This window comes from Escherichia sp. B1147 (assembly GCF_001660175.1).
Lineage (GTDB): Bacteria > Pseudomonadota > Gammaproteobacteria > Enterobacterales > Enterobacteriaceae > Escherichia > Escherichia whittamii.
This window is the reverse complement of sequence record NZ_LFHY01000005.1, coordinates 159,404-184,581: the sequence shown is the minus strand read 5'-3', so window position 1 is coordinate 184,581 and position 25,178 is coordinate 159,404. Positions and strand designations below refer to the sequence as shown.

Annotated in this window: 26 protein-coding genes; 11 read left to right on the top strand and 15 right to left on the bottom strand. The window is 51.8% G+C overall.

Annotated features, from left to right (window positions below; all coding sequences use genetic code 11):
- Positions 1 to 42: 42 nt before the first annotated feature.
- Positions 43 to 1,041, top strand: coding sequence for a bile acid:sodium symporter family protein (locus tag A9180_RS04020; protein ID WP_064526366.1), 999 nt, complete (start codon positions 43 to 45; stop codon positions 1,039 to 1,041).
- Here A9180_RS04020 and A9180_RS04015 read toward each other — a convergent pair.
- The 3 genes from A9180_RS04015 to zipA form a co-directional block, all read right to left on the bottom strand.
- Entirely contained in the window at positions 1,038 to 1,256 is a 219-nt protein-coding gene (locus tag A9180_RS04015) for a DUF3820 family protein (protein WP_064526364.1), read from the bottom strand. The genes A9180_RS04020 and A9180_RS04015 overlap by 4 nt on opposite strands.
- Position 1,257: 1 nt before the next feature.
- The gene (gene ligA / locus A9180_RS04010; RefSeq protein WP_064526362.1) at positions 1,258 to 3,273 is read right to left on the bottom strand and encodes an NAD-dependent DNA ligase LigA; all 2,016 of its coding nucleotides are present in this window, start codon (positions 3,271 to 3,273) and stop codon (positions 1,258 to 1,260) included.
- Between the two features lie 70 nt (positions 3,274 to 3,343).
- A complete protein-coding gene (gene zipA, locus A9180_RS04005) occupies positions 3,344 to 4,324 on the bottom strand; it encodes a cell division protein ZipA (protein ID WP_064526360.1) in 981 nt (326 codons plus the stop codon).
- Positions 4,325 to 4,553: 229 nt separating this feature from the next.
- On the opposite strand from zipA, the gene cysZ reads away from it, so the two are divergent.
- The 5 genes from cysZ to crr all read left to right on the top strand — a co-directional run bounded on the left by cysZ (position 4,554) and on the right by crr (position 9,433).
- A complete protein-coding gene (gene cysZ / locus A9180_RS04000) occupies positions 4,554 to 5,315 on the top strand; it encodes a sulfate transporter CysZ (protein WP_064526358.1) in 762 nt (253 codons plus the stop codon).
- A gap of 184 nt (positions 5,316 to 5,499) precedes the next feature.
- Complete coding sequence (gene cysK, locus A9180_RS03995) at positions 5,500 to 6,471, top strand: cysteine synthase A (protein ID WP_000034402.1); 972 nt, start codon at positions 5,500 to 5,502, stop codon at positions 6,469 to 6,471.
- A 382-nt stretch (positions 6,472 to 6,853) separates the two neighbouring features.
- Positions 6,854 to 7,111: a phosphocarrier protein Hpr gene (gene ptsH / locus A9180_RS03990; RefSeq protein ID WP_000487600.1), complete on the top strand. Its 258-nt coding sequence runs from the start codon at positions 6,854 to 6,856 to the stop codon at positions 7,109 to 7,111.
- A gap of 44 nt (positions 7,112 to 7,155) precedes the next feature.
- A complete protein-coding gene (gene ptsI / locus A9180_RS03985; RefSeq protein WP_000623129.1) occupies positions 7,156 to 8,883 on the top strand; it encodes a phosphoenolpyruvate-protein phosphotransferase PtsI in 1,728 nt (575 codons plus the stop codon).
- A gap of 40 nt (positions 8,884 to 8,923) precedes the next feature.
- Complete coding sequence (crr, locus tag A9180_RS03980) at positions 8,924 to 9,433, top strand: PTS glucose transporter subunit IIA (protein WP_000522247.1); 510 nt, start codon at positions 8,924 to 8,926, stop codon at positions 9,431 to 9,433.
- Between the two features lie 41 nt (positions 9,434 to 9,474).
- On the opposite strand, the gene pdxK is transcribed toward crr, so the two are convergent.
- A complete protein-coding gene (gene pdxK, locus A9180_RS03975) occupies positions 9,475 to 10,326 on the bottom strand; it encodes a pyridoxine/pyridoxal/pyridoxamine kinase (protein WP_064526356.1) in 852 nt (283 codons plus the stop codon).
- A gap of 103 nt (positions 10,327 to 10,429) precedes the next feature.
- On the opposite strand from pdxK, the gene A9180_RS03970 reads away from it, so the two are divergent.
- A complete protein-coding gene (locus tag A9180_RS03970) occupies positions 10,430 to 10,801 on the top strand; it encodes a YfeK family protein (protein ID WP_064526353.1) in 372 nt (123 codons plus the stop codon).
- Here A9180_RS03970 and cysM read toward each other — a convergent pair.
- The 7 genes from cysM to murR all read right to left on the bottom strand — a co-directional run bounded on the left by cysM (position 10,790) and on the right by murR (position 17,595).
- Positions 10,790 to 11,701 (bottom strand): cysteine synthase CysM, encoded by a 912-nt coding sequence (gene cysM / locus A9180_RS03965; RefSeq protein WP_064526351.1) that lies wholly within the window; start codon positions 11,699 to 11,701, stop codon positions 10,790 to 10,792. The genes A9180_RS03970 and cysM overlap by 12 nt on opposite strands.
- Before the next feature lie 134 nt (positions 11,702 to 11,835).
- On the bottom strand, positions 11,836 to 12,933 hold the full coding sequence (gene cysA, locus A9180_RS03960; protein WP_064526349.1) for a sulfate/thiosulfate ABC transporter ATP-binding protein CysA: 1,098 nt from the start codon (positions 12,931 to 12,933) through the stop codon (positions 11,836 to 11,838).
- On the bottom strand, positions 12,923 to 13,798 hold the full coding sequence (cysW, locus tag A9180_RS03955; RefSeq protein ID WP_064526347.1) for a sulfate/thiosulfate ABC transporter permease CysW: 876 nt from the start codon (positions 13,796 to 13,798) through the stop codon (positions 12,923 to 12,925). The genes cysA and cysW overlap by 11 nt, the downstream gene beginning before the upstream one ends.
- A complete protein-coding gene (gene cysT / locus A9180_RS03950; protein ID WP_064526345.1) occupies positions 13,798 to 14,631 on the bottom strand; it encodes a sulfate/thiosulfate ABC transporter permease CysT in 834 nt (277 codons plus the stop codon). The genes cysW and cysT overlap by 1 nt, the downstream gene beginning before the upstream one ends.
- Positions 14,631 to 15,647 (bottom strand): thiosulfate/sulfate ABC transporter substrate-binding protein CysP, encoded by a 1,017-nt coding sequence (cysP, locus tag A9180_RS03945; RefSeq protein WP_064526343.1) that lies wholly within the window; start codon positions 15,645 to 15,647, stop codon positions 14,631 to 14,633. Before cysP ends, cysT begins: the two co-directional genes overlap by 1 nt.
- 170 nt (positions 15,648 to 15,817) lie before the next feature.
- Positions 15,818 to 16,609: an SDR family oxidoreductase UcpA gene (gene ucpA, locus A9180_RS03940; RefSeq protein ID WP_000517442.1), complete on the bottom strand. Its 792-nt coding sequence runs from the start codon at positions 16,607 to 16,609 to the stop codon at positions 15,818 to 15,820.
- Between the two features lie 128 nt (positions 16,610 to 16,737).
- Positions 16,738 to 17,595 carry an HTH-type transcriptional regulator MurR gene (gene murR, locus A9180_RS03935; RefSeq protein WP_064526341.1) on the bottom strand — a complete coding sequence of 286 codons (858 nt, stop codon included), beginning with the start codon at positions 17,593 to 17,595 and terminating at the stop codon, positions 16,738 to 16,740.
- A 171-nt stretch (positions 17,596 to 17,766) separates the two neighbouring features.
- Between murR and murQ the strand changes: the two genes are divergently transcribed.
- The 3 genes from murQ to pbp4b are packed head-to-tail and all read left to right on the top strand — an operon-like array spanning position 17,767 to position 21,398.
- Positions 17,767 to 18,663, top strand: a complete 897-nt coding sequence (gene murQ, locus A9180_RS03930; RefSeq protein ID WP_064526339.1) for an N-acetylmuramic acid 6-phosphate etherase — start codon at positions 17,767 to 17,769, stop codon at positions 18,661 to 18,663.
- Between the two features lie 3 nt (positions 18,664 to 18,666).
- The gene (gene murP, locus A9180_RS03925) at positions 18,667 to 20,091 is read left to right on the top strand and encodes a PTS N-acetylmuramic acid transporter subunit IIBC (protein ID WP_064526337.1); all 1,425 of its coding nucleotides are present in this window, start codon (positions 18,667 to 18,669) and stop codon (positions 20,089 to 20,091) included.
- Positions 20,092 to 20,093: 2 nt separating this feature from the next.
- The gene (pbp4b, locus tag A9180_RS03920; protein ID WP_064526335.1) at positions 20,094 to 21,398 is read left to right on the top strand and encodes a penicillin binding protein PBP4B; all 1,305 of its coding nucleotides are present in this window, start codon (positions 20,094 to 20,096) and stop codon (positions 21,396 to 21,398) included.
- 57 nt (positions 21,399 to 21,455) lie between these two features.
- Here pbp4b and yfeX read toward each other — a convergent pair whose 3' ends face one another.
- From yfeX to A9180_RS03900, 4 genes are all read right to left on the bottom strand, one after another.
- A complete protein-coding gene (gene yfeX, locus A9180_RS03915; protein ID WP_000084590.1) occupies positions 21,456 to 22,355 on the bottom strand; it encodes a porphyrinogen peroxidase in 900 nt (299 codons plus the stop codon).
- Between the two features lie 95 nt (positions 22,356 to 22,450).
- On the bottom strand, positions 22,451 to 23,026 hold the full coding sequence (locus tag A9180_RS03910; RefSeq protein ID WP_064526333.1) for an RpoE-regulated lipoprotein: 576 nt from the start codon (positions 23,024 to 23,026) through the stop codon (positions 22,451 to 22,453).
- Between the two features lie 205 nt (positions 23,027 to 23,231).
- Positions 23,232 to 23,681 carry a DUF2919 domain-containing protein gene (locus A9180_RS03905; protein WP_064526331.1) on the bottom strand — a complete coding sequence of 150 codons (450 nt, stop codon included), beginning with the start codon at positions 23,679 to 23,681 and terminating at the stop codon, positions 23,232 to 23,234.
- A complete protein-coding gene (locus A9180_RS03900; protein WP_064526329.1) occupies positions 23,668 to 24,093 on the bottom strand; it encodes a GNAT family acetyltransferase in 426 nt (141 codons plus the stop codon). Before A9180_RS03900 ends, A9180_RS03905 begins: the two co-directional genes overlap by 14 nt.
- 213 nt (positions 24,094 to 24,306) lie before the next feature.
- On the opposite strand from A9180_RS03900, the gene amiA reads away from it, so the two are divergent.
- Entirely contained in the window at positions 24,307 to 25,176 is an 870-nt protein-coding gene (gene amiA, locus A9180_RS03895; protein ID WP_064526327.1) for an N-acetylmuramoyl-L-alanine amidase AmiA, read from the top strand.
- Positions 25,177 to 25,178 lie beyond the last annotated feature (2 nt).

The following is a 25,178-nucleotide window of genomic DNA, read 5'->3' as shown; positions in this document are numbered from 1 at the left end:
CTGAAAGAAGCACAATAGTGCCATCGGTCATCTGGAGTCTTTATGAAACTTTTTCGTATCCTCGATCCTTTCACTTTAACCCTGATCACGGTGGTATTACTGGCTTCTTTCTTTCCGGCCAGAGGCGGTTTTGTTCCCTTCTTTGAAAATCTGACCACGGCAGCTATTGCCCTGTTGTTCTTTATGCACGGCGCGAAGCTGTCCCGTGAGGCGATAATCGCTGGCGGTAGTCACTGGCGGTTACATTTGTGGGTAATGTGCAGCACCTTCGTACTGTTTCCGATTCTGGGCGTACTGTTTGCCTGGTGGAAACCGGTAAATGTCGATCCCATGCTCTATTCCGGTTTTCTCTATTTGTGCATTCTCCCGGCTACCGTGCAGTCTGCAATCGCCTTTACTTCAATGGCGGGCGGTAATGTCGCGGCGGCGGTGTGTTCTGCATCGGCATCCAGCCTGCTGGGGATTTTCCTTTCGCCGTTGCTGGTCGGTCTGGTAATGAATATTCACGGTGCAGAAGGCAGTCTGGAACAGGTCGGTAAGATTATGTTGCAACTACTGCTGCCGTTCGTGCTGGGACATCTTTCTCGCCCGTGGATTGGTAACTGGGTAGCACGCAATAAAAAGTGGATAGCGAAAACCGACCAGACATCCATTCTTTTAGTCGTTTATACGGCATTCAGCGAAGCCGTCGTTAACGGCATCTGGCACAAAGTCGGTTGGGGTTCGCTGCTGTTTATTGTGGTGGTCAGCTGCGTATTGCTGGCGATTGTGATTGTGATTAACGTCTTTATGGCGCGTCGACTGGGTTTCAATAAAGCAGATGAAATCACTATCGTCTTCTGTGGTTCGAAAAAGAGTCTGGCGAATGGTATTCCGATGGCGAACATTCTGTTCCCCACATCGGTGATCGGTATGATGGTACTGCCGTTGATGATTTTCCATCAGATCCAACTGATGGTCTGCGCGGTGCTGGCGCGTCGTTATAAGCGCCAGACCGAGCAACTACAGCCGCAGCAGGAAAGCAGCGCCGGAAAAGTTTAAAGCGGACGTTTCAGGGGCTGGACCAGTTGCGTCAGCCCCTCGGTTTTAATCAGCAACGTGATTTGCATTAGCTCACCGAGTTTGCCTGCCGGGAACTCATCTTTGCGGGCAAACCACAGTAGATACTCTTCCGGCAGGTCTATTAAGCGACGCCCTTTGTACTTGCCAAACGGCATCATCGTATTGGCAATTTCAATCAGCTGCTCTTTCTCCACCTCAGCTCCCCAGCAAACGCAGCATTTCAGCTTCGTCGATGACTTCAATGCCCAGTTCCTGCGCTTTCGCCAGTTTAGAGCCAGCGGCTTCACCAGCAATCACCAGATCGGTTTTCTTCGAAACGCTGCCCGCCACTTTCGCGCCCAGCGCGACCAGGCGAGCTTTAGCGTCATCACGCGACATCTGGCTTAAGCTGCCCGTAAGCACCACGGTTTTACCCGCAAACGGGCTGTCGATCTCTTCTGCGTTAATAACGATCGGCGCAGGCCAGTGAACACCTTCCGCCAACAGCTCGCTGATGACATTGCGGTTGCTTTCTTCGGCAAAGAAGTTGTGAACGTGAGATGCCACCACGATCCCGACGTCTGGCACTTTTTGCAGCTCTTCAATCGAGGCTGATTCCAGCGCTTCCAGCGTGCCAAAATATGCCGCCAGACCTGCTGCGGTAGCCTCACCGACTTCACGGATGCCAAGTGCATAGAGGAAGCGGGCAAAGGTGGTTTCTTTCGCTTTTTCCAGTGCGTTAACCACATTTTGTGCCGATTTCGGCCCCATTCGCTCCAGTCCGGTAAGTTTGCCTGCGGTGAGTTTGAACAGGTCCGCCGGAGTGTGGACGTATTCTTTTTCAACCAGCTGGTCGATAATTTTGTCACCCATGCCGTCAACGTCCATCGCACGACGGGAAACAAAGTGTTTCAGCGATTCTTTACGTTGAGCACCGCAAATCAGGCCACCTGTACAGCGGGCCACGGCTTCGCCTTCTACACGCTCGACGTCGGAGCCACAAACCGGACAGTGTGTAGGGAACTCTACCGCACGGGTATCTTCCGGTCGTTCAGAAAGCACGACGTTAACCACTTGTGGGATCACGTCACCTGCGCGGCGAATCACTACTTTATCGCCAATACGTAAACCGAGACGTTCAATTTCGTCCGCGTTATGCAGTGTGGCGTTGCTCACCAGCACGCCTGCAACATGGACAGGTTCCAGACGCGCAACGGGCGTAATCGCGCCTGTACGCCCAACCTGAAACTCAACGTCGCGCACGAAAGTCATTTGTTCCTGCGCCGGGAATTTAAACGCAACAGCCCAGCGCGGGGCGCGGGAAACAAAGCCAAGTTGTTCCTGCTGCGCCAGCGAGTTGACCTTAATGACTACACCGTCAATATCAAAGCCCAGCGTCGGGCGGTCCTCTTCCACTTTGTGGTAAAACGCCAGCACGTCTTCTGCTGATTCGCAAAGCGTTACCCGATCGCTGACAGGTAATCCCCACGCTTTAAACTGCATTAAACGGCCCAGATGAGTGTCCGGCAGCTCGCCACCTTCCAGTACGCCAACGCCATAGCAGAAGAAAGTAAGCGGTCGCTTCGCAGTAATACGCGGATCAAGCTGGCGCAGAGAACCTGCCGCCGCATTACGTGGGTTAGCAAACACTTTCCCGCCCGTGCGTCGCGCCTCTTCGTTAATCTTCTCAAAGCCCGCCTGCGGCAGGAACACTTCACCACGCACTTCCAGTCGTGCTGGAATATTCTCACCATGCAGTTTCAACGGAATGGCGCGAATGGTACGCACGTTCGACGTGATGTCTTCCCCAGTGGTGCCATCGCCGCGGGTCGCCGCGCTTACCAGTACACCATTCTCGTACAGAATACTGACGGCAAGCCCATCGAGCTTTAACTCGCAGCACCAGGTCACTTTTTCGTTGCTTTTAAGCCTGTCCTGTACGCGTTTGTTGAAGGCGAGAAAACTCTCTTCATCAAATACGTTATCCAGCGACAGCATTGGCACTTCATGACGGATCTGGCTAAAGGCTGCCAGCGGCGCTGCACCTACACGTTGGGTAGGCGAATCAGGAGTAATCAGCTCTGGATGTTTGGCTTCCAGCTCGCGCAGCTCGCGCATCAGCCTGTCGTATTCAGCGTCGGGAATTTCCGGCGCATCCATCACATGATAAAGATATTCATGGTGGCGAAGCGTCGTTCGCAGTTCTGTTAGTTGTTGTTCGATTGATTCCATATCGCACCATCAATGCTAAAAACCCCCGACAAGCGGGGGTTCGAAAAGGAGTTAATTTGCCCTAAGTGTATCAGGCGTTGGCGTCTTTGACTTCGCGGATGATGTCCTGATACTCGCGCAGTTTCTGCGGAGTCATCATACGGCGCTGATCGTCAAGCACTACGCCGCCTACTTCATCGGCAATATGCTGCGCAGATTGCAGCATCAGCTTGAAGTTTTGCAGTTCATCACCGTAAGACGGCACCTGCATGAAGATAGTGACCCCCGGCGTTGTAAAATCCTTCATTTCAGGATCAAAGGTTCCCGGTTTCACCATATTCGCCAGGCTGAATAATGCCGGGCCGCTGCCATCCGGGCTAAGATGGCGATGATAAATATTCATATCGCCAAAGATAAAGCCCGCCTGTTGAATGCTATTAAGAAGCAGTTCACCGTTCAGCTCGCTACCGTGATGCGCCGCGACGTTCATGATGATCACCGCTTCTTTACGCTTCGGCTTATCCATCACAGGCGCTGGTTCAGCTACAGGTTCAGGCTGCGGTGCCGCTACAGGTTCCGCGGTCTGGAAAGCCGGCTGCGGAGCTGGAGGCACCTGCGAAGCAACCGGCTGTTCAGGCTGCGGCGGGTAAGCCGGCTGCTGTACTGGCTGCGGTTGTTGCACTGGCTGCGGTTGCTGAACAGGCTGCGCTGAATGCGGAGCATGTTGCGGCGGTACCTGCGCTTCAGGCGGCTGCTGGACCGGTTGACGCGGTTGCGCAGACGCATAAGGCGGTTGGTACTGGTGTTGCGGCGACGGACGAGCAGCCTCATGCTCCTGGGCGTTAGCCGGGGCATGATTTACGCGGTGAACACGAACCTCACCAACACCCTCATCATCTTCGACATCCTCGTCATAAGAATCGTCGTCACGTTTTGACTTCATTCGTTTTAGTGGCCGATCGCGAAACATAGAAGATCGTTCTTTACGGCTGGTCCAGAAACCATGTACCAGTAAAGCGATTATGGCGATCGCGCCAACAATGATTAATATCAGACGCAAATCCTGCATCATTATATTCTCTGTTGTTCTAACACCTTGCCACCACGGCAAACATTTACTCACTAAGAGTATTTGTCGATTACCTCAAGTGCAAGTGCACTCTTAACTTTCACAGCACAAAGATAGATGAAATCGTGCTTTTTGCTGTTTTTTCGAACATATCCTAACTGTCCATTGCGCAATTACCCGGTAAAATACGCAGAACTTTCCTGGGATTGGTCAAAAGGAGCATATCCTGATTATGGTTTCAACATTCACATCTGCCTCACGCAGCGGTTTTTACTATTTTGCGCAAGGCTGGAAGCTCGTCTCGCAACCTGGGATTCGGCGTTTTGTCATCTTACCGCTGTTGATCAATATCTTGTTGATGGGAGGCGCGTTCTGGTGGCTCTTTAGCCAACTGGATGTCTGGATCCCGTCATTAATGAGCCACGTACCTGGCTGGCTGCAATGGTTGAGCTATTTGCTGTGGCCTGTAGCGGTTATCTCCGTGCTACTGGTTTTTGGCTATTTTTTCTCCACCATCGCCAACTGGATTGCCGCACCGTTTAACGGTTTGTTGGCTGAACAACTGGAAGCAAGACTGACTGGCGCTACGCCACCGGATACCGGTATTTTCGGCATCATGAAAGATGTGCCGCGGATTATGAAACGTGAATGGCAAAAGTTTGCCTGGTATCTGCCGCGCGCGATTGTATTGCTGATCCTTTACTTCATCCCTGGCATTGGGCAAACCGTCGCACCGGTACTGTGGTTCCTGTTCAGCGCCTGGATGTTAGCCATCCAGTACTGCGACTATCCGTTCGATAACCACAAAGTACCATTCAAAGATATGCGCACTGCCCTGCGCACGCGCAAAATCACTAATATGCAGTTTGGTGCTTTAACTAGCCTGTTCACGATGATCCCGGTACTCAACCTGTTCATCATGCCGGTGGCCGTTTGTGGCGCTACGGCGATGTGGGTCGATTGCTACCGCGCTAAACATGCATTGTGGCGGTAACAATTTACCGATTATTTTGTAAACATTATGTGTGGAACAGGGGTGGCTTATGCCGCCCCTTATTCCATCTTGCGAACCATTATTTCCCTTCTGCATATAGATATGCTAAATCCTTACTTCCGCATATTCTCTGAGCGGGTATGCTAGCTGTTGTATCCCAATTTCATACAGTTAAGGACAGGCCATGAGTAAGATTTTTGAAGATAACTCGCTGACTATCGGTCACACACCGCTGGTTCGCCTGAATCGAATCGGTAACGGACGTATTCTGGCGAAGGTGGAATCCCGCAACCCCAGCTTCAGCGTTAAGTGCCGTATCGGTGCCAATATGATTTGGGATGCCGAAAAGCGCGGCGTACTGAAACCGGGCGTTGAGTTGGTGGAGCCAACCAGCGGCAATACCGGGATTGCGCTGGCGTATGTGGCTGCCGCTCGCGGTTATAAACTCACTCTGACCATGCCGGAAACCATGAGTATTGAACGCCGCAAGCTGCTCAAAGCGTTAGGTGCAAACCTGGTGCTAACTGAAGGCGCGAAAGGGATGAAAGGTGCGATTCAAAAAGCGGAAGAAATTGTCGCCAGCAATCCAGAAAAATACCTGCTGCTGCAACAATTCAGCAATCCGGCAAACCCGGAAATTCATGAAAAAACCACCGGTCCCGAGATCTGGGAAGATACCGACGGTCAGGTCGATGTGTTTATTGCCGGGGTAGGCACTGGCGGTACTTTGACCGGTGTCAGCCGCTACATTAAAGGTACCAAAGGCAAGACTGACCTCATCTCTGTTGCCGTAGAACCAACCGACTCTCCGGTTATCGCCCAGGCGCTGGCAGGTGAAGAAATCAAACCAGGGCCGCATAAAATCCAGGGCATCGGCGCAGGCTTTATCCCTGCTAACCTTGATCTCAAACTGGTCGACAAAGTTATTGGCATCACCAATGAAGAAGCCATCTCTACTGCGCGACGCCTGATGGAAGAAGAAGGCATTCTTGCCGGGATCTCTTCCGGTGCGGCTGTTGCTGCGGCGTTGAAACTGCAAGAAGATGAAAGCTTTACCAATAAGAATATTGTGGTTATTCTACCATCATCGGGTGAGCGTTATTTAAGCACTGCACTGTTTGCCGATCTCTTTACCGAGAAAGAACTGCAACAGTAATGCCAGCTTGTTAGAAATGCGTAAAAAAGCACCTTTTCAGGTGCTTTTTTGTGGCCTGCTTCAAACTTTCGCCCCTCCTGGCATTGATTCAACTTGTCGGAACTGGTATTTAACCTGACTAATTATTTTGATGCGCGAAATTAATCGTTACAGGAAAAGCCTTAGCTGAATCGATTTTATGATTTGGTTCAAGTCTTCCTTTAGCGGCATAATGTTTAATGATGAACGAAACGTCAGCGGCCAACATCCGCCAGCAATGGACTGTATAGAGCACTTCGTGCGTCGCGTCTGTTAAAACTGGCGCTAACAATACAGGCTAAAGTCGAACCGCCAGGCTAGACTTTAGTTCCACAACACTAAACCTATAAGTTGGGGAAATACAATGTTCCAGCAAGAAGTTACCATTACCGCTCCGAACGGTCTGCACACCCGCCCTGCTGCCCAGTTTGTAAAAGAAGCTAAGGGCTTCACATCTGAAATTACTGTGACTTCTAACGGCAAAAGCGCCAGCGCCAAAAGCCTGTTCAAACTGCAGACTCTGGGCCTGACTCAAGGCACCGTTGTGACTATCTCTGCAGAAGGCGAAGACGAGCAAAAAGCGGTTGAACATCTGGTTAAACTGATGGCTGAACTCGAGTAATTTCCCGGGTTCTTTTAAAAATCAGTCACAAGTAAGGTAGGGTTATGATTTCAGGCATTTTAGCATCCCCGGGTATCGCTTTCGGTAAAGCTCTGCTTTTGAAAGAAGACGAAATCGTCATTGACCGGAAAAAAATTTCTGCCGACCAGGTTGATCAGGAAGTTGAACGTTTTCTGAGCGGTCGTGCCAAGGCATCAGCCCAGCTGGAAACGATCAAAACGAAAGCTGGTGAAACGTTCGGTGAAGAAAAAGAAGCCATCTTTGAAGGGCATATTATGCTGCTCGAAGATGAGGAGCTGGAGCAGGAAATCATAGCCCTGATTAAAGATAAGCACATGACCGCTGATGCAGCTGCTCATGAAGTTATCGAAGGTCAGGCTTCTGCCCTGGAAGAACTGGATGACGAATACCTGAAAGAGCGTGCGGCTGACGTACGTGATATCGGTAAGCGCCTGCTGCGCAACATCCTGGGGCTGAAGATCATCGACCTGAGCGCCATTCAGGATGAAGTAATCCTGGTTGCCGCTGACCTGACGCCGTCCGAAACCGCACAGCTGAACCTGAAGAAGGTGCTGGGTTTCATCACCGACGCGGGTGGCCGGACTTCCCACACCTCTATCATGGCGCGTTCTCTGGAACTGCCAGCCATCGTGGGTACCGGTAGCGTCACCTCTCAGGTGAAAAACGACGACTATCTGATTCTGGATGCCGTAAACAATCAGGTTTACGTCAATCCAACCAATGAAGTTATTGATAAACTGCGCGCCGTTCAGGAGCAAGTTGCTTCTGAAAAAGCAGAGCTTGCTAAACTGAAAGATCTGCCAGCTATTACGCTGGACGGTCACCAGGTCGAAGTGTGCGCTAACATCGGTACTGTTCGTGACGTTGAAGGTGCAGAGCGTAACGGCGCTGAAGGCGTTGGTTTGTATCGTACCGAATTCCTGTTCATGGACCGCGACGCGCTGCCAACCGAAGAAGAACAGTTTGCTGCTTACAAAGCGGTGGCTGAAGCGTGTGGCTCACAGGCAGTTATTGTTCGTACCATGGACATTGGCGGCGATAAAGAGCTGCCGTACATGAACTTCCCGAAAGAAGAGAACCCGTTCCTCGGCTGGCGTGCTATCCGTATCGCGATGGATCGTAAAGAGATCCTGCGCGATCAGCTTCGCGCTATCCTGCGCGCCTCTGCTTTCGGTAAATTGCGCATCATGTTCCCGATGATCATCTCTGTTGAAGAAGTGCGTGCACTGCGCAAAGAGATTGAAATCTACAAACAGGAACTGCGCGACGAAGGTAAAGCGTTTGACGAGTCAATTGAAATTGGCGTAATGGTGGAAACACCGGCTGCCGCGACAATTGCGCGTCATTTAGCCAAAGAAGTTGATTTCTTTAGTATCGGCACCAATGATTTAACGCAGTACACTCTGGCAGTTGACCGTGGTAATGATATGATTTCACACCTTTACCAGCCAATGTCACCGTCCGTGCTGAACTTGATCAAGCAAGTTATTGATGCTTCTCATGCTGAAGGCAAATGGACAGGTATGTGTGGTGAGCTTGCTGGCGATGAACGTGCTACACTTCTGTTGCTGGGGATGGGTCTGGACGAATTCTCTATGAGCGCCATTTCTATCCCGCGCATTAAGAAGATTATCCGTAACACGAACTTCGAAGATGCGAAGGTGTTAGCAGAGCAAGCTCTTGCTCAACCGACAACGGACGAGTTAATGACGCTGGTTAACAAGTTCATTGAAGAAAAAACAATCTGCTAATCCACGAGATGCGGCCCAATTTACTGCTTAGGAGAAGATCATGGGTTTGTTCGATAAACTGAAATCTCTGGTTTCCGACGACAAGAAGGATACCGGAACTATTGAGATCATTGCTCCGCTCTCTGGCGAGATCGTCAATATCGAAGACGTGCCGGATGTCGTTTTTGCGGAAAAAATCGTTGGTGATGGCATTGCTATCAAACCAACTGGCAACAAAATGGTCGCTCCGGTTGACGGCACCATTGGTAAAATCTTTGAAACCAACCACGCGTTCTCTATCGAATCCGATAGCGGCGTTGAGCTGTTCGTCCACTTCGGTATCGACACCGTTGAGCTGAAAGGCGAAGGCTTCAAGCGTATTGCTGAAGAAGGTCAGCGCGTGAAAGTTGGCGATACTGTGATTGAATTCGATCTCCCGCTGCTGGAAGAGAAAGCCAAGTCGACTCTGACTCCGGTTGTTATCTCCAACATGGACGAAATCAAAGAACTGATCAAACTGTCCGGTAGCGTGACTGTGGGTGAAACCCCGGTTATCCGCATCAAGAAGTAATTTTTGCCGCAGTGAAAAATGGCGCCGATGGCGCCATTTTTTTATGCTTCAGTCAGGGGCGGCAAAATCAATTCATCACTACCATGCTGCTGGGTATAGCGCATCACCTCCAGCACGCGTAAGCCCGCGCTATGTACCGCGTCAGTTAATTCCTTACCTTTCAACAAGCCACTAATAAGCTGGGCGCAAAACAGATCGCCTGTTCCTTTAAGGTCTGTTTTTACCCGAGAATGGGAAATGACATTCACGCTGTCGGCACTGACCACCACCACCTGCATCTCCTGATTTTCTTCGTTACCGGAGGCGCTGGTAACAACCACCCATTTTAATGTCTCTGAAAGCAGGCTTTTTGCAGCAGCAATGGCGCTGTCAAGATCGCGGCAATTTTTACCGGTCAGGATTTCCAGCTCAAAGATATTTGGCGTAATTCCCTGCGCCAGTGGCAACAAATATTGCCGATATGCCTCCGGAAGATCAGGTTTGACGTAGATACCGCTATCAATATCGCCAATCACCGGATCGACCATAATCAATAAGTCAGGATGATTTTCGCGTAATACAGTCAGCCACTCGGCAAGAATTTTGATTTGCGACGCGGTTCCCATATAACCTGTGGTGACAGCACGCAGCTGGCGCAGTGCATCGCGCTCCTGTAGTGCGCGTAAATAGCCGCTAAACCATTCGTCCGGAATCGCACCACCATAGAATGTGTCATAATGCGGCGTATTACTGAGCAACACGGTCGGCACGGCAAAGACATTCAGACCGTTCTGTTTAATAGCAGGCACGGCGATGCTGTTGCCTACGCTGCCATACACCACCTGCGACTGCACAGCGACAATATCCGCCTGCAACGCTCTGCTCTTATCGTTAAACAACAACAAACTACTCATTTAATTTTTCTCCTTGCCGATGATCCTCATCGCATCCCAACCGAAACTTTACCTGATTTTGGCAGTCAAATCGGCTATCACATAACAAGGATAAGGTAATTCAGTGAAGAAAATCATTTGTCTGGTCATTACGCTGTTGATGACACTCCCCGCTTACGCGAAATTAACTGCCCACGAAGAAGCCCGCATCAACGCCATGCTGGATGGATTAGCACAGAAAAAGGATTTGATATTTGTGCGCAACGGCGATGAACATACCTGTGATGAAGCAGTTTCGCATCTGAAGTTGAAGCTCGGCAACACGCGCAACCGCATTGATACCGCCGAGCAATTTATTGATAAGGTGGCTTCGTCATCATCGATTACCGGTAAGCCTTACATCGTGAAGATGCCCGGTAAGAGCGATGAAAATGCGCAACCGTTTTTACATGCGTTAATTGCGCAGACGGATAAAACGGTGCCGTCAAATCCCTGAGCCCTGGCTAAAGTGCTCCTCACCAAATACCCCGGTAGAAAGGTAGCGATCGCCGCGATCGCAGATGATCGCTACCACCACCGCGCCGGGGTTGGCTTTTGCCACGCGCAGTGCACCGGCAACCGCGCCACCAGAGCTGACGCCACAGAAAATCCCTTCGCGCACCGCCAGTTCACGCATGGTGTTTTCCGCATCGCGCTGATGGATATCCAGTACCTCATCCACCAACGAAGCGTTAAAGATGCCTGGCAGATATTCCGCTGGCCAGCGACGAATACCTGGAATACTGCTGCCCTCTTCCGGCTGTAGGCCAACAATCGTCACAGGACTGGATTGCTCGCGCATAAAACGTGAAACGCCGGTGATGGTGCCAGTTGTCCCCATGCTGGAGACAAAATGCGTGATGCGCCCACTTGTTTGCTGCCAGATTTCCGGCCCGGTGGTGGTGTAATGGGCGTAAGGGTTATCAGGGTTGTTAAACTGATCGAGTAGTTTACCTTCACCGCGATTAGCCATTTCAAGCGCCAGATCGCGCGCCCCTTCCATACCCTGTTCTTTGGTAACCAGAATCAGTTCCGCGCCGTAAGCCAACATCGCCGCACGGCGTTCCTGGCTCATGTTGTCGGGCATCAGCAATTTCATGCGATAGCCTTTCAGTGCCGCAATCATTGCCAGCGCAATCCCGGTATTGCCACTGGTGGCTTCAATTAACGCATCGCCCGGTTTAATCTCACCGCGTTTTTCGGCCTCGACAATCATCGAAAGCGCCGCACGGTCTTTTACCGACCCCGCCGGGTTATTACCTTCCAGTTTTAACCACACTTCACTGCCGTTATCCGGCCCCATCCGCTGCAACTTCACCAAAGGGGTATTGCCAATTGTTTGTTCTAATGTACTCACGATCTCTGCCCATACGTGGTGTTGCCTGATGCGACGCTGACGCGTCTTATCAGGCCTACAGGTTACAAAACCTTGCCATTAAAAAGCCCGGATCGCGGGAAGCGCCTCCGGGCGTTTAACATTCACTCAACCTATCAGGCGCTTTGCGCGAGAGCAAGTTCCTCATCGCGGGTTTCAATACGCTCGTCGCCGTTATACAGTCGCGCATGTTGCAGCCCGACGAACAAACGATCGCCGCGCACTGGCGCGTCATCCCCGCGCATCACCACGGTCAGCGGGTCTTCATACCACCCCAGCGGCTGCACCACTAATTGGGTGTAGTGGCCTTTCGGGCTGGCTTCCAGTACCTGGACCGGCAGTGGCGATTCAAGGCTGGTGCGGCGGCTGATATCCACTTCCCACGGGCGCAGGAAGAGATCCACCGGCCCCTGGTACGCAGGCGTGTAGCCCAGCGGCCAGCGATGTGCGCCAACGTGGAACTGCCCGCCGCGAATGGTGCCACGCAGACGGTTCACTTCGCCCATAAATTCGAGCACAAAACGGGTCGCTGGTTCTCGCCATACCTGATCCGGTTCATCGGCCTGTTCGATATTGCCCTGGCTCATCACCACTACGCGGTTGGCGACTTCCATCGCCTCTTCCTGGTCGTGGGTGACAAATACGCTGGTAAATTTCAGTTCTTCATGCAGCTGACGCAGCCAGCGACGCAGTTCTTTACGCACCTGCGCATCCAGTGCACCAAACGGTTCATCGAGCAGCAGAATTTGCGGTTCTACAGCCAGCGCACGCGCCAGCGCCACACGCTGTTTCTGCCCGCCGGAAAGCTGCGCCGGATAACGATCCGCCAGATGGGCAAGCTGGACCATTTCCAGCAATTTTGTCACTTTCGCTTTGATCGCCGCCGCATTCGGGCGCTCGCGACGCGGCAGCACCGTCAGGCCAAAGGAGATATTGTCGAATACCGTCATATGGCGGAACAGCGCGTAGTGCTGGAACACGAAACCGACTTTACGATCGCGCGCATGTAGGCGGCTAACATCCGTGCCATGAAAACGGATATGCCCGCTGGTTTGATGCTCCAGCCCGGCAATAATGCGCAGCAGCGTGGTTTTCCCGGAACCGGACGGCCCCAGTAACGCGACCATCTGACCAGAAGGAATATCCAGTGAGATATCGTTCAGCACCTGGGTGCGACCAAAAGACTTCTTAATCCTGGCAATCTCAATGCTCATGATGTTCCTCCTGCTGCGCGCGTTTTTCCTGATTTTCCAGGCGCCACTGCAACATACTCTTTAAAAACAGGGTGATAATCGCCATCAGCGTCAACAACGCAGCGGCGGTAAAGGAGCCGACGGTGTTGTAGTCCTGCTCCAGCAATTCAATTTGTAATGGCAGCGACAGGGTTTCTCCGCGAATCGAGCCGGAAACTACCGACACCGCGCCAAACTCGCCAATCGCGCGGGCGTTGGTCAGCACCACGCCATAAAGCAGCGCCCAGCGAATATTCGGCAATGTGACGCGACGGAACATCTGCCAGCCGGATGCACCGAGCAAAATCGCCGCTTCGTCTTCCTGGCTGCCCTGGCTTAACATCACCGGAACCAGTTCGCGCACCACAAACGGGCAGGTGACAAAAATCGTCACCAGCACCATCCCCGGCCACGAGAACATAATTTGCAGGTTATGCTCGTCGAGCCAACCGCCCAGCGGGCCGTTAGAGCCGTAGAACAGCAGATAAACCAGACCAGCAACTACCGGTGAAACAGCAAACGGAATATCCAGCAGCGTCAGCAGCAACTGACGTCCCGGAAAATCAAAACGCGTCACCAGCCACGCCAACAGAATGCCAAACACCAGGTTTACCGGTACGGCAATTAGCGCAATCATCACCGTCAGCCAGATGGCGTGCAGCATGTCCGGATCGGCCAGATTCTGTAATACCGGCATCAGCCCTTTGCTGAACGCCTGCACGAAGATATAAATCATCGGCACCAGCAGGATGAACGCCGAAACCAGCATCCCGATGCCAATCAGAAACCATTTGCCCCAGTTAATCGGGCGCGCGTCATAACGCTTCAATTGGGTAACTTCCGCCATTAATGACCTACCACACGCCGACCAAAGCGACTTTGCAGAGTGTTAATTGAGAACAGCAGCAGCAGTGATGCCGCGAGGATCACCGAGGCAATTGCGCTCGCCGCCGGGTAATCAAACTCCTGTAAGCGAACGAAAATCATCAGCGACGTCACTTCTGTTTTCCAGGCGATGTTCCCGGCGATAAAAATCACCGCGCCAAACTCTCCAAGACTACGGGTAAACGACAGCGCCACGCCCGCCACCAGCGCCGGAGAAAGTTCCGGCAGCACCACTTTGCAGAAACTCTGCCAGCGCGTGGCGCCGAGCGTTTCCGCCGCTTCTTCATATTCCGGGCCTAACTCTTCCAGCACCGGCTGCACGGTACGCACCACAAACGGAATGCTGGTAAAGGCCATCGCCACCGCAATCCCAAGCCAGGTGTAGGTGACTTTGATATCAAACTTCGCCAGCCATTCACCGTAAAAACCGTTTACGGAAAAGAGCGAGGCCAGCGTCAAACCAGCGACAGCCGTCGGCAGTGCAAACGGTAAATCCATCAGCGCATCAAGCAACGTGCGACCCGGAAAGCGATAACGGGTTAAGATCCACGCCATCAGCAGGCCGAAAACGCCGTTAAAAATCGATGCGACAAACGCCGACAGCAGCGTCACTTTATAGGCCGCCACCACCTGCGGGTTGGTGATCACTTCCCAGTACTGTGTCCAGCTCATCTCAGAGAGCTGCATCACCAGCGCGGAGAGCGGCAGCAGCAAAATCAGGCACACAAACAGCAGACTAGTGCCAAGGCTTAAGGTAAAGCCCGGCAGCACGCGTCTGGAGGCGACGGCAAACATCAGTTACGCCCCGCCGCTAACAGCTTGTCTAACTCGCCACCGCTGGTGAAGTGAGTTTTCATCACTTCCGGCCAGGAGCCAAACTTGTCTTCCACACGGAACAACTCGGTCTGCGGGAATTTATCTTTCAGTTTGGCCATGACTTCCGGGTTATTTACGCGGTAGTAATAGTCGGTGATGATGGTCTGCGCCTGTGGGCTGTAGAGCCAGTTCAGGTAGGCTTTTGCTGCTTTTTCCGTACCGTTGGCCTGCACGTTTTTATCCACCCACGCCACCGGGAATTCCGCCAGAATATTGGTTTTCGGAATCACCACTTCGAAGCCTTGCGCTTCATACTGTTTACGGATGTTGTTCACTTCCGATTCGAAGCTAATCAGCACATCGCCCAGACCGCGCTCGGCAAAGGTGGTGGTCGCGCCACGTCCGCCAGTATCGAACACTTCAACGTTTTTCAGAAACTGAGTCATAAACTGTTCGGTTTTGGCTTTATCGCCACCGTCAGCTTTGTCCGCTGCACCCCACGCGGCTAAATAAGTGTAACGCGCGTTACCAGACGTTTTCGGGTTCGGGAAAATCAGCTTCACGTCGGAGCGCACCAGATCGTTCCAGTCGTGGATATTCTTCGGATTGCCCTTACGCACCAGGAAGCCCATGGTGGAGTAAAACGGCGAGCTGTTATTCGGCAGGCGCGACTGCCAGTCCGCCGGGATCAGCTTGCCTTTATCGTGCAGGATCTGCACGTCGGTCACCTGGTTATAAGTGACAACGTCTGCTTTTAAGCCCTGCAAAATTGCCAGCGCCTGTTTTGATGACCCGGCATGAGATTGTTTTATCGTCAGTTTGTCGCCGCCGTTATCTTTTGCCCATTGTTGCTCAAACGGCGGGTTCAGGGCAGCAAACAGCTCGCGGGAGACGTCATAAGAACTGTTCAGCAGTTCCGTTGCCTGCACGTGGCCCGCCAGCAGCAGAGAAGCGACCAGCGCGAGAGAGTTCTTTTTCAGTAAGTTAACGGCCATTGCGCACCCTTATATATTTAATGACTTTCTAATAGCCATCATATTTATAACGGACGTGAAAGGAGTAACGGTTTTATATACCGTTTGGTGATTTGGAAGTTGAAAAGGGAATAAGAACCGGGTTCAAAACGAAATCCTCCCCACCCATGCAGGGAGGAAACAGAGGTGAATCAGATGCCGACGCTAACCGTTTCCGGCAACGTGCTGCCGCCATCAATCACATTCTGAGTACCGGTTAAATAGCTGGATTCATCGGATGCGAGGAAGGCAGCCAGTTCGCCCACTTCCAGCGGATCGGCAAGGCGACGCAGCGGGATTGCTTTCGCCATTTCCGTCAGCACCGATTCTGGATCTTCCGGATTCGACTGGCGGGCAATACTTTCCGCCATTGGCGTACGAACATAGCCCGGACAAATCGCATTTACGCGAATACCGGATTGCGCGTACTCCACCGCCAGCGATTTAGTCAAACCGACGATCGCCGCTTTCGTTAAGGCATACGCCGTTTCGCCCGGATCGGCCACCATATCGCCAGTGACTGAAGACATCATCACAATGCGGCCATCTTTGCGGGCAATCATCTCCGGCAGCACCGCCTTCGTGACGTTCCATACGCCTTTAATATTGATATCAATATGGAAATCGCGATCTTCATCGCTCATATCGAGGAAACTGCCCAGACGACAAACGCCTGCGTTATTCACCAGAATATCAATGCGCCCTTCTTTTTCCTTTGCGCGTTTGATAGCTGCGGCGACCGACGCCGGGTCACGAACATCGGCAACAACCGCCGTACAACGATGACCGCGACCACACAGTTCGTCCGCTAGCTTTTCAATCTCAGGGGAGATATCCAGCAAGATTAGGTTCGCGCCATGACGTGCAAAAGTTCTGGCAATTCCTTCGCCAATTCCCTGCAATGCGCCTGTAATCAGTGCTGTCTTGCCCGTGAGTTTACCCATTTTAATGCTCTCCTTGTTAATACAGAGCGTTACACTCCATTACCTCTGAAAATACAGGATAAACAAAATATTGCTGCGTATCAGCTCACTAATTAAGGAAAATCTCAATCCAGTTGCTGCTTTATGCATCACTTTAACCGTTGTGTCAGCTCACTACTGCGCTCAATCATTTTCAACGACTCCACATCATTGAGTTGCACCAGGCCAACAAACAGTAAATCGGTAACAGAATTTTGCGCTGTGCGGGTAGACATTGACGAGCTACGCCATTCGGTTTCGCCGGAAACGGTATCGATCGTGAAATGCGCCAGCCGCCGCAGCGGAGAGTCAGTCAGAGAAGTAATGGCAATCACCGTTGCCCCCTGCTTTCGTGCCGCTTCTGCGCACAAGACAATCTCTTTTTTACTGCCACTGTAAGAGATAGCAATTTGTACATCGCCTTTTTTCAGCGCCTGGGAAACCGTGGCTTGTACGTGCGTGTCGGCCTCACAGGCCACGCGATAACCAATTTTCATCAGTTTGAATGAGAGATCGCGCCCCACCAGCGCCGATCCGCCCAAACCGGTTATCTGAATAAATGGCGCTTTACTGATGACCTCAATGATTTTTTGCAGTCGCGTGTAATCGAGCAACGCGCAGGTCTGCTCCAGCGCCAGCTCTTTTTCGCGATTCAATTTACGCGCTATCACTTCCAGCGAATCATCACTGGTAATCGAACTGTGCAAATGCAACGCCGTGGCGTTTTTCTTCTCCCGGCTGGCGCTATATTCGCCAATTAACGCCATACGCAATTCGGTAAAACCTTGCGCGCCGAGTTTCTGAGCGAACTTCACAATACTCGACTGGCTAATACCGAGCTGTTTCGCCATATTTCGTGAAGAAACGGATTTCAGTTCGCTCACCCTGGCTTGCAAAAAGTCGGCTATTTTTTGCTCATTTTCAGTAAAGTCACTTTCTGCATTGCGTAATTTTGTCAGGTACAACATCTTCCACTCCCTCACCACATTCTGCGCGCAGCATAGCACACGGTTTTTGCCCTTTGACGCTCTTCACACTCTGCGATTTCAGACTCAATGATTCCTTTAAAACTAGCAAATCGAGATATATGATTCCATCAATCTGCAATTATTTGATTGTGAATACTAAGGTCACCACTGATGCAACTTGAAAAGATGATTACCGAAGGCTCGAACGCCGCCTCGGCTGAAATTGACCGTGTTTCGACGCTGGAAATGTGCCGGATTATCAACGATGAAGATAAAACCGTACCACTCGCCGTTGAACGCGTACTGCCGGATATCGCAGCGGCGATCGATGTTATTCATGCCCAGGTGAGCGGCGGCGGCCGTCTGATTTACATCGGTGCGGGAACCTCTGGTCGCCTGGGTATTCTTGATGCCAGTGAATGTCCGCCGACCTACGGCGTGAAACCGGATCTGGTGGTGGGTTTGATTGCTGGCGGCGAATATGCCATTCAGCATGCAGTGGAAGGCGCAGAAGATAGCCGAGAAGGCGGTGTTAACGATCTGAAAATTATCAATTTAACGGCACAGGATGTGGTGGTCGGTATTGCCGCCAGCGGTCGTACACCGTACGTGATTGCCGGGCTGGAATACGCACGCCAGTTGGGCTGCCGCACAGTGGGAATTTCCTGTAATCCGGGGAGTGCTGTTTCCACTACCGCAGAGTTTGCTATTACACCGGTTGTTGGTGCCGAAGTGGTTACCGGTTCTTCGCGAATGAAAGCAGGTACGGCGCAGAAACTGGTGCTCAATATGCTCTCCACCGGGCTGATGATTAAGTCAGGTAAAGTGTTCGGCAATCTGATGGTTGATGTGGTCGCCACCAACGAAAAACTGCATGTGCGCCAGGTCAATATCGTCAAAAACGCCACCGGATGTAGCGCGGAGCAAGCGGAAGCGGCATTGGTTGCCTGCGACCGCCACTGTAAAACGGCCATTGTGATGGTGCTGAAAAATCTCGATGCCACTGAAGCTAAAAAACGCCTGGATCAACACGGCGGCTTTATTCGAAAGGCTCTGGAAAAGGATTAACCCATGGCTAAAGAGATCAGCAGTGAACTTCTGAATACCATTCTTACCCGGGTCGGTGGCCCGGGAAACATCGCCAGTTGTGGTAACTGTATGACGCGCCTGCGTCTGGGTGTACATGACAGTTCACTGGTTGATCCCGATATCAAAACCCTGGAAGGCGTAAAGGGCGTCATTTTGACCAGCGATCAGGTACAGGTCGTTTTTGGGCCAGGCAAAGCGCATCGTGCCGCAAAAGCCATGAGCGAGTTGCTGGGTGAAGCGCCCGTGCAGGATGCTGCAGAAATCGCCGCCCAGAACAAACGTCAGTTAAAAGCCAAACAAACTTCCGGCGTACAACAATTTCTCGCCAAATTCGCCACCATCTTTACGCCGCTGATCCCCGGTTTTATTGCTGCGGGTCTGTTGCTGGGGATAGCGACACTAATCGCCACGGTGATACACGTTCCGGCAGATGCTCAGGGAATGCTGCCCGACGCGCTGAATTTTATGAAGGTGTTCAGCAAAGGCTTGTTCACCTTCCTGGTAATTCTGGTTGGCTATAACGCGGCGCAGGCGTTCGGCGGCACGGGCGTAAATGGCGCAATTATCGCCGCGCTCTTTTTACTTGGTTATAACCCTACTGCCACCACCGGTTACTACGCCGGTTTTCATGATTTCTTCGGTCTGCCCATCGATCCACGCGGCAATATTATCGGCGTGTTGATTGCCGCCTGGGCCTGCGCCCGCATTGAAGGCATGGTGCGCCGCTTTATGCCGGACGATCTCGACATGCTGTTGACCTCGTTAATCACTCTGCTGATCACCGCTACGCTGGCGTATTTGATCATTATGCCGCTGGGCGGCTGGTTATTCGAAGGTATGTCGTGGCTGTTTATGCACCTGAACAGTAATCCGCTCGGTTGTGCAGTATTGGCCGGGCTATTCCTGATTGCCGTGGTGTTTGGCGTGCATCAGGGCTTTATTCCTGTTTATCTGGCTTTAATGGACAGCCAGGGATTCAACAGCTTATTTCCCATCCTTTCGATGGCGGGCGCGGGCCAGGTGGGCGCGGCGCTGGCACTCTACTGGCGGGCGCAACCGCATAGCGCATTACGCAGTCAGGTACGTGGGGCGATTATTCCCGGTCTGCTGGGCGTTGGCGAACCGCTGATTTACGGCGTCACCCTGCCCCGCATGAAACCGTTTGTTACCGCCTGTTTAGGCGGCGCAGCGGGCGGTTTGTTTATCGGTCTGATAGCCTGGTGGGGTCTACCAATGGGCTTAAACAGCGCCTTTGGGCCGTCTGGTCTGGTGGCGCTGCCGCTGATGACTTCCGCTCAAGGTATCCTTCCGGCAATGGCGGTATATGCAGGTGGGATTCTGGTGGCATGGATTAGTGGGTTTATTTTCACCACACTCTTTGGCTGCCGTAACGTCAATCTGGACTGATTATGAAACGGACAATGCTCTATCTTTCTCTGCTGGCTGTCAGCTGTAGCGTCAGCGCCGCAGAATTCCCTGTTCTGACAGAAAGTTCGCCAGAGAAAGCAGGATTCAACGTCGAGCGGCTTAACCAGATGGAGAACTGGATTAACCAGCAGGTGAATGCCGGTTACCCAGGAGTAAACCTGCTGATTATTAAAGATAATCAGATTGTGTATCGCAAAGCCTGGGGCGCGGCGAAAAAGTACGATGGCAGCGTGTTGATGGCGCAGCCTGTAAAAGCCACTACCGATACGCTGTATGACCTGGCCTCAAACACAAAAATGTACGCCACTAACTTCGCCCTGCAAAAGCTGATGAGCGAAGGCAAGTTGCATCCTGACGATCTGATTGCGAAATATATTCCCGGGTTTGCCGATAGCCCGAGCGATACGATTAAAGGCAAAAACACGCTGCGGCTCGCCGACCTGCTGCATCACAGCGGCGGTTTCCCGGCAGACCCGCAATACCCGAATAAAGCCGTCGCGGGCGCGTTATATTCCCAGGATAAAGGCCAGACGCTGGAGATGATTAAACGCACGCCGCTGGAGTATCAGCCCGGTAGCAAGCATATCTACAGCGATGTCGATTATATGCTGCTCGGATTTATCGTCGAGTCAGTGACTGGCCAACCGCTTGACCGCTATGTTGAAGAGTCGATTTATCGCCCGCTCGGTCTGACGCACACCGTGTTTAATCCGCTACTGAAAGGCTTTAAACCGCAGCAAATTGCCGCGACGGAACTGAACGGCAATACCCGCGATGGCGTGATCCACTTCCCGAATATCCGCACCACCACTCTCTGGGGTCAGGTGCACGATGAAAAAGCCTTTTATTCGATGGGCGGCGTTTCCGGGCATGCAGGTTTATTTTCCAATACCGACGATATTGCGGTGTTGATGCAAACGATGCTGAACGGCGGTGGCTATGGCGATGTGCAGCTGTTCAGTGCAGAAACAGTGAAGATGTTCACCACCAGTTCAAAGGAAGATGCCACTTTTGGCCTCGGCTGGCGCGTGAATGGTAATGCCACCATGACACCAACATTTGGCTCGCTGGCAAGCCCGCAAACCTACGGTCACACGGGCTGGACCGGGACGGTGACCGTTATCGATCCGGTGAATCATATGGCGATTGTGATGTTAAGCAACAAGCCACATTCGCCAGTTGCCGATCCACAAAAAAATCCCAATATGTTCGAAAGCGGTCAGTTACCGATTGCAACTTATGGTTGGGTGGTTGATCAGGTATATGCGGCGTTAAAGCAGAAGTAGTAAAAAGGCCAGTCAGTTGTGTTACTGGCTGGCCTTTAATCATTGAATCAGAAACGCTTACAGCGCCATCAGCTTGTCCAGCGACGGCGCGAAGTAATAGCCGCCAGTGACTGGTTTGGTGAAACGCAACATTGCGTCACGTTTGCCATCGGTGTCGCCAAACATACTCAGCAGTTGCTGCTCAATGTTATGCAGACGTGCGCAATAAGCACAGAAGTACAGACCGTGCGTGCCGCTGGCGGTGCCGTACGGCAAGCTCTGGCGAACAATCTTCAGCCCTTTGCCATCTTCTTTCAGATCAACACGAGTCAGGTGAGAGGTTTCCGGACGTTCGTCGCCATCAATCTCTTCGTTAGCTTCTTTGGTACGGCCGATCATCATCTCCTGGTCGTGAACACTCATACGGTTGAGTTGCTTCAGGTTGTGTTCCCAGCGCTGCACAAACACATAGCTGCCACCTGCATCCACGCCGTCTTTAATGACCGCCACTTCGCGACGCGTCTCTTCACCTGCCGGGTTTTCCGTACCGTCAACAAAGCCGCTCAGGTCACGCTCTTCCACCCAACGGAAGCCGTGGATCTCTTCTTTCACTTCAATGCAGTCGCCGAAAGCTTCCATCGCCGCCTGGGCGACAGAGAAGTTTACGTCATGACGCAGAGAAAGAATGTGGATTAACACATCGAACTGAGTAGTCGGCGCAAGACCTTTGCCGTAGCCCGGAAAATCTTTCAGCTCTTCGGCACCAACGCCGCCGCTCAGAGCACGCCAGGTGTTGTTACCAAAGGCAACCACCGCACCAAGATGCGCGTCAGGGAATTTCGCTTCAAAAGTTGCCAGTTTGTCGGCAAATGTTTTACTGGCCGCACGCAGGGCGTCAACTTCCCCTTTAACGTTGGCTTCAATCCAAATCGCCGCGCGGCAATGTTCTGGCAAAATGCCACTCTGAACCTGAGACATTGTTCCTCCTGAAAATAAGAATGCCACGCAATCCGTGGCATTGTTGGGCGCTATTTTACGTGTTTTTTATGATTAGCGGTTTGCTCAGACGCAAATTAACGTCGCCAGATAATTTTACTGACTTTCCAGTTTTTCAGGGTATCATCCGAAGGCATTAGCCCTTCAGGACCACTCCATTCCCCGCTGAACTGGTAGCTAATATGTTGACTGCCTTCAGCTTTACATTCGACAGCACGATCATCATCACCGTCGGCTTTTTGACAATTGCCAAATGCTTTGCTGTAAAGGTCGCTAAACGGTGTACCGATTTTAACACCGGTGTCAGCAGGAATATTGCTATCTGAAACGTCAATGCGGCTGATTGTACCTTGATCACCATTGATGACCATCGCCACGCTGTCGCCTTTCATCACTTCAAAAAAGCGCACTACATTACCGTTAGCGGTTTTCATTCCGCTGCGCAGGCGATAATCACCATCAAGCGCATCGGCAATAGCTTGTTCTTGTAATGGTGTGGACGCCGTTAATTCACCCACGCCCTGCTCGCTCACTTTGGTAGATGAACCAAACCAGTTCCACGGATTAGCGGCAGACCAGTTAACTGACGACATAGTGGAACAGCCGGTCAGCATCAACGGCATAGCGCATAACAATAAACGCAGCGATTTCATGTCACTTCCTTTGGTTATTCAATAACGTTGCTTGGAGTGCGAATTTGCAAAAAAGTGCCGTTAGAGGCTGATGGCAAACACAAAATTGCCTGATGCGCTACGCTTATCAGGCCTACTCTTTCCTGCAATATATTGAATTTGCAAAATTTGTAGACCGAATAAGCCGTTCACGCCGCATCCGGCATAAACAAAGCGCGCCTCTGCGTTATTCTTTTTCTTCATTAAAACAGGCGCGTAAACGTCGGTTGGTCAAAAGCCAGATTAACGCCACAATATCCGCCACCACCAGCGCCAGGCCGATACCGCTCACTGATTCCCCATTCAGCCACAGCCACGGCTGCCAGCAAAGTAAAACGAGCTGTGCCAACAGCAACACAAAATAGAGCCCATGCCAAAAACGGGGAAACGTAGCCCGCCGACCGCTCAACAAAAACGCCAGCACCGCCGGAATGCCAGGAATCAACCCCAGCCAGAAATTATCGTGATCGGGATAAAACAGATTCAGCAACGCAGTTCCCTGCTCACGCGACGCACCGGCAATCACAAACAGCCCCCAGGTCCGCGCCTGTAGTAATAACACACACCAGAAGAGGAAAGGTAAACGCAGGCGTCCGTGCGCATCGTAATGGACAGGATGAAACTCAGTACTCTTCATCTTCAATCAAACGCTTGCCCAGATTCAGCACATCAGCGTGTTCATATCCCAGACGTTCATACATCCCAAGCACCATGTCGTTATCTTCCGGCACGTTGATCTGAATTTTCGGGCAGCCGCGGGCAATTAGCTTTTTCTCCAGCCGATTAAGCAACGCGTTAGCAATGCCGCGCCCGCGAAACTCCGGATGCACGCCAAGATAATAAGCAGACCCACGATGCCCGTCATAACCGCCCATCACCGTTCCCACCACTTCACCGTTCACTTCCGCGACCAGGAACAAACTGACGTCATGGTTCATCTTGCGCTCGATGTCCATTTCCGGATCGTTCCACGGACGCAGCAAGTCGCAACGCTCCCAAAGGGTGATGACCTCTTCGAAATCTTCCTGGCGAAATACGCGTATCTCCATGGTATTGGTTACCTTTTTGGGGGTTAAAAGGGTGATTATGGCGTGAACGGTTGAATTAGCCAATATCTGACGAAAATCGGTTGAAAAAGTGGCATAATGGCACGTTGTCATTTATTGAAATGAAAAGTAAAACAATTCTCACCAGCAAACCGTCGTAACGGATTACGCGATACGATATAACATCTGGAACTTCATTATTACAACTCAGGCCGTATGAGCACTTTTAAACCACTAAAAACACTCACTTCGCGCCGCCAGGTGCTGAAAGCCGGATTAGCTGCCCTGACGTTGTCAGGAATGTCACAAGCCATCGCCAAAGAAGAACCTTTAAAAACCAGCAACGGACACAGTAAGCCTAAAGCCAAAAAAGCCGGAGGTAAGCGAATAGTCGTTCTCGATCCAGGCCACGGCGGAATTGATACCGGGGCGATTGGCCGCAACGGGTCGAAAGAAAAACACGTAGTGCTGGCGATTGCCAAAAATGTCCGTTCCATATTGCGCAATCATGGCATTGATGCGCGGCTGACGCGTTCTGGCGATACGTTTATTCCACTGTACGATCGCGTTGAAATCGCCCATAAACATGGCGCTGACCTGTTTATGTCAATTCACGCCGACGGCTTTACCAACCCAAAAGCCGCTGGTGCATCGGTCTTTGCCCTCTCTAACCGTGGCGCAAGTAGCGCGATGGCAAAATATTTGTCGGAACGCGAAAACCGTGCTGATGAAGTCGCCGGGAAAAAGGCGACCGACAGGGATCACCTATTACAACAAGTGCTGTTTGATCTGGTGCAAACAGATACCATTAAAAATAGTCTGACACTCGGCTCGCACATTCTAAAGAAGATTAAGCCGGTGCATAAACTACACAGCCGCAACACCGAACAAGCGGCATTTGTGGTGTTGAAATCACCGTCTGTTCCTTCGGTGCTGGTGGAAACTTCGTTTATCACCAACCCGGAAGAAGAACGGCTGTTAGGCACGGCGGCGTTTCGTCAGAAAATCGCCACAGCGATTGCTGAAGGCGTGATCAGTTATTTCCACTGGTTTGACAACCAGAAAGCACACTCGAAAAAGCGGTAAGT

Excerpts from the sequence above, each read along its gene's own strand:
- A9180_RS04020 (WP_064526366.1), top strand. The coding sequence starts at position 43 with ATGAAACTTTTTCGTATCCTCGATCCTTTCACTTTAACCCTGATCACG.
- ligA (WP_064526362.1), bottom strand. The coding sequence starts at position 3,273 with ATGGAATCAATCGAACAACAACTAACAGAACTGCGAACGACGCTTCGC.
- zipA (WP_064526360.1), bottom strand. The coding sequence starts at position 4,324 with ATGATGCAGGATTTGCGTCTGATATTAATCATTGTTGGCGCGATCGCC.
- cysZ (WP_064526358.1), top strand. The coding sequence starts at position 4,554 with ATGGTTTCAACATTCACATCTGCCTCACGCAGCGGTTTTTACTATTTT.
- cysK (WP_000034402.1), top strand. The coding sequence starts at position 5,500 with ATGAGTAAGATTTTTGAAGATAACTCGCTGACTATCGGTCACACACCG.
- ptsH (WP_000487600.1), top strand. The coding sequence starts at position 6,854 with ATGTTCCAGCAAGAAGTTACCATTACCGCTCCGAACGGTCTGCACACC.
- ptsI (WP_000623129.1), top strand. The coding sequence starts at position 7,156 with ATGATTTCAGGCATTTTAGCATCCCCGGGTATCGCTTTCGGTAAAGCT.
- crr (WP_000522247.1), top strand. The coding sequence starts at position 8,924 with ATGGGTTTGTTCGATAAACTGAAATCTCTGGTTTCCGACGACAAGAAG.
- pdxK (WP_064526356.1), bottom strand. The coding sequence starts at position 10,326 with ATGAGTAGTTTGTTGTTGTTTAACGATAAGAGCAGAGCGTTGCAGGCG.
- cysA (WP_064526349.1), bottom strand. The coding sequence starts at position 12,933 with ATGAGCATTGAGATTGCCAGGATTAAGAAGTCTTTTGGTCGCACCCAG.
- cysW (WP_064526347.1), bottom strand. The coding sequence starts at position 13,798 with ATGGCGGAAGTTACCCAATTGAAGCGTTATGACGCGCGCCCGATTAAC.
- cysT (WP_064526345.1), bottom strand. The coding sequence starts at position 14,631 with ATGTTTGCCGTCGCCTCCAGACGCGTGCTGCCGGGCTTTACCTTAAGC.
- cysP (WP_064526343.1), bottom strand. The coding sequence starts at position 15,647 with ATGGCCGTTAACTTACTGAAAAAGAACTCTCTCGCGCTGGTCGCTTCT.
- ucpA (WP_000517442.1), bottom strand. The coding sequence starts at position 16,609 with ATGGGTAAACTCACGGGCAAGACAGCACTGATTACAGGCGCATTGCAG.
- murR (WP_064526341.1), bottom strand. The coding sequence starts at position 17,595 with ATGTTGTACCTGACAAAATTACGCAATGCAGAAAGTGACTTTACTGAA.
- murQ (WP_064526339.1), top strand. The coding sequence starts at position 17,767 with ATGCAACTTGAAAAGATGATTACCGAAGGCTCGAACGCCGCCTCGGCT.
- murP (WP_064526337.1), top strand. The coding sequence starts at position 18,667 with ATGGCTAAAGAGATCAGCAGTGAACTTCTGAATACCATTCTTACCCGG.
- pbp4b (WP_064526335.1), top strand. The coding sequence starts at position 20,094 with ATGAAACGGACAATGCTCTATCTTTCTCTGCTGGCTGTCAGCTGTAGC.
- yfeX (WP_000084590.1), bottom strand. The coding sequence starts at position 22,355 with ATGTCTCAGGTTCAGAGTGGCATTTTGCCAGAACATTGCCGCGCGGCG.
- A9180_RS03910 (WP_064526333.1), bottom strand. The coding sequence starts at position 23,026 with ATGAAATCGCTGCGTTTATTGTTATGCGCTATGCCGTTGATGCTGACC.
- A9180_RS03905 (WP_064526331.1), bottom strand. The coding sequence starts at position 23,681 with ATGAAGAGTACTGAGTTTCATCCTGTCCATTACGATGCGCACGGACGC.
- A9180_RS03900 (WP_064526329.1), bottom strand. The coding sequence starts at position 24,093 with ATGGAGATACGCGTATTTCGCCAGGAAGATTTCGAAGAGGTCATCACC.
- amiA (WP_064526327.1), top strand. The coding sequence starts at position 24,307 with ATGAGCACTTTTAAACCACTAAAAACACTCACTTCGCGCCGCCAGGTG.